This window comes from bacterium (assembly GCA_040756715.1).
GTDB lineage: Bacteria > UBA9089 > UBA9088 > UBA9088 > UBA9088 > JBFLYE01.
In genome coordinates, this window is the sequence record JBFLYE010000045.1 from 1 (window position 1) to 2,477 (window position 2,477).

The following is a 2,477-nucleotide window of genomic DNA, read 5'->3' on the forward strand; positions in this document are numbered from 1 at the left end:
CCCTCTTTCCCCTCTTTCAGAGGGGTGTCCCGAAGGGACGGGGTGTTTATTATTTCATACTCAAAATTGGAAAAGCAAAAAAAACCCCTAAACCTCTTTGCATATCCACTTACAATTACCTTTGTTCCCAAAGGAAGGAATTTTTCGGAAAAATTTCCAAAGAAAAGCAAAAAGCAAGAGCCACTTCCATCTGATAAGCAAACCCTCTTTATTCTGGAATGCAAGAGATGCCTTGTAACCTGGGCAATAATTGTTTCCCTTCCCTTTCCTTTTAATTGCGAGATCTTTGCTACATTGCTTCTATCCTGATATGCCCTTGGGTAATATTCCAAAAGGTCTGATACAGAATGAATTCCAAGCCCTTCAAAAAGGCTCGCCCTCTTTGGGCCTATTCCATGGATAGATGAGAGAGAAAGATTAAGCTCCATATAAATATCCTTAATCCAACCTCTTGAAAAACCCAATCTTTCTATACTTCTTTGCCCTCTCTTCTAAAAGAATCTCTGAAGAATAAGATGAAAGCTCTTTAAGGGAGGAGATGATTGCATTCTTTACATTCTTTATTGTTTTTTGTGGGTCTTTATGGCTACCCTCTAATGGTTCATCAATAATTCCATCAATTAGCCCAAGTTTATAAAGAGCATCGGCTGTAAGATGCAGATTTTCTGATGCCTTATAAACCTCCTCTGCATCCTTCCAAAGAATAGAGGCACAAGCCTCTGGCGAGGCAACAGAATACATCGAATACTTAAGCATCAATATCCTATCAGAAACACCAATCCCTAATGCACCTCCCGAGCCTCCCTCTCCAATGACAATAGAGATAATGGGAGAGGGAAGTTTAAAGAATGTATATAGATTTTCAGCAATTGCCATAGCCTGCCCCCTCTCCTCTGCTTCAATCCCAGGATATGCACCAGGGGTGTCAATGAATGTGATTATGGGCTTCCTAAACCTTCCTCCAAGCTCCATTATCCTTTTTGCCTTTCTATATCCCTCTGGACTTGCCATTCCAAAGTTATAAACAAGGTTTTCCTTTAACTCCCTTCCCTTCCTATGTCCAATAAGCATTACCTTGTTTTCTCCAATCCTTCCTATGCCTCCTATGATTGCCTGGTCATTCCCAAAAACCCTATCACCACAAAGCTCTATAAATTCATCAAATAACCCATCTATATAATCCATAATATTCGGTCTCTTTGGATGCCTTGCTATTTGAACTATTTGGTAGGGTTTAAGGCTTGAGTAAATCTTCTTTTTTTCCAAAGCCAGAGACCTCTTTAACTTCCTCTTTTTCTTCTCATCCTTTTCCCCTTCGATCATTTTTTCTATCTCAATAAGGGGGGTTTCAAAATCCAAAAATCCGTTATACATTTTTTATTTCAAGATAAATTTAAGTATAATCTATCTTAAGTCCTAATGCAACAGATTAAGGATAAAGGGGATGCATCTTTTTGAAGCACCTATGAAGTTTAAGGCAACATCTTTTGCATTTTTCCCCATTTTTTTTAGCTGATCTGGGTTTTCAAGAAGATAGGATATTTGAGAAAAAAGGGAGGCTTCATCAGAAATCTTAAATCCACCTTTATCTTTTTTTAGGCTATTTGCGCAATCCTTAAAATTGTCTGTATATCTTCCAAACAATACAGGCTTTCCAAGTATTGCAGGCTCAATTAAATTATGGCAACCATGGGGAAATAGAGAACCTCCCACAAAGGTAATCTTTGCTTTTTTATAAAAAGACCTTAACTCGCCTATGGTATCTAATATTACAATAGAACAAGATGGAACATAGGATGCGCTACTTCTTCTTATAAATCCCTCATTTTTTAAGATTATAGATGCCCTATCAATATGCCTGGGAGCAATTACTACAGAAACCTTTTTTTCTAAAACAAGCCTCTTTGCACATTTTAAAATAATCTCCTCCTCCCTTTCCCTTATAGAGCCAAAGACAATAATGTTTTTATCCTCAAATTTTAGCTTTATATCGGGAATATCCTTATATAGCCAATCAAATTTTGTATTTCCTGTAATAAAAATTTTATCATTCTCAGGCCCAAGCTCCTTTATCCTATTTTTATCATCTTCTGTCTGCATAAGAAAAAGGTCAAAACAGGAGATTACGCCTTTCATCAGAGAAGATACAGCAAGGTATCTCTTTTTGCTTTTCTCTGATATTCTTCCATTTATAAGGGCTATCTTTATCCCCTGTCTCTTTGCCTCCCTTATAAGATTTGGCCATAGCTCTGTTTCTTGAATGATAAGAATTTTTGGGGAAAGCCTTTTTAATACAGACCTTATAATAAATGAAAAATCAATGGGAAGATATATTGCAATTTCACCAAACCCTCTTGCTACTTGATAGCCTGTTTTCGTTATGGTTGAGACAATAATTGAAAGGCTCCTTGTTTTTCTTAATTCATCAATAAATGGCTTTATTCCAGCTATTTATTGATGAATTAAGAAAAACAAGG

At 36.7% G+C, this 2,477-nt stretch carries 3 protein-coding genes; all 3 read right to left on the bottom strand.

The features are described 5' to 3' along the window. Nucleotides 1–464 (bottom strand): hypothetical protein (locus AB1397_01730; GenBank protein ID MEW6481714.1); only part of this gene is annotated, 464 nt, incomplete at its 3' end. After that, nucleotides 439–1,374, bottom strand: a complete 936-nt coding sequence (locus AB1397_01735) for an acetyl-CoA carboxylase carboxyltransferase subunit alpha (protein MEW6481715.1) — start codon at nt 1,372–1,374, stop codon at nt 439–441. The genes AB1397_01735 and AB1397_01730, both read right to left, overlap by 26 nt. Before the next feature lie 42 nt (nt 1,375–1,416). Further along, the gene (locus tag AB1397_01740) at nt 1,417–2,451 is read right to left on the bottom strand and encodes a glycosyltransferase N-terminal domain-containing protein (protein MEW6481716.1); all 1,035 of its coding nucleotides are present in this window, start codon (nt 2,449–2,451) and stop codon (nt 1,417–1,419) included. Nucleotides 2,452–2,477 lie beyond the last annotated feature (26 nt).